Here is a 592-nt window from a genome sequence, read left to right as displayed (position 1 = left end):
ATTAAATGAAGAACGACACGAAGTTTTTTGTAGTTATACAGAAAATGGGGCTATAGCTCAGCTGGGAGAGCGCCTGCCTTGCACGCAGGAGGTCAGCAGTTCGATCCTGCTTAGCTCCACCATCTGCATTTTAGTCCAAAAAGAGCTGAATCAAAGCAATTAATTGCAATGATTTTTGTTCTAGGCAAGCCGAATGAGGAGTGCGCGAAGGAGCATACATGAGTATGTAACTGAGCAAACGACGAATAGAGGCGCAGCATAGGGCAAAAAGCAGAAGCAAGTAATAGGCTTGTAGCTCAGCTGGTTAGAGCGCACCCCTGATAAGGGTGAGGTCGGCAGTTCAAGTCTGCCCAAGCCTACCATTTCTACTTGGTTTTGTTATTTTCAATCGCTGCGATACTCATGTGCTAGCGCACACTGCGTTTCTCGCGTTGAAACTACCTGCACCAAGCGAACTGGCCACAAACTCGATATGCCGAAGATAGTGTCATCGGATCGAAATCCTAATGAATTTTTACTCGAATGAGTAAGCATTGATTAGGGTTTTTTACTCTAAGGAAGAAAGTAATGCTTTTAGCATGAAATCTCCAAC

General features: G+C 44.6%; 2 tRNA genes. Both read left to right on the top strand.

The features are described 5' to 3' along the window. Positions 1-46: 46 nt before the first annotated feature. Positions 47-122: transfer RNA gene (locus J8L84_RS20220), tRNA-Ala, on the top strand. 163 nt (positions 123-285) lie between these two features. After that, positions 286-362 (top strand) — tRNA-Ile (locus J8L84_RS20215). Positions 363-592: the final 230 nt, after the last annotated feature.

It is taken from the genome of Alteromonas sp. MMG017, assembly GCF_018100795.1.
Taxonomy (GTDB): Bacteria; Pseudomonadota; Gammaproteobacteria; order Enterobacterales; family Alteromonadaceae; genus Alteromonas.
This window is presented reverse-complemented; position numbering and strand designations above follow the sequence as displayed.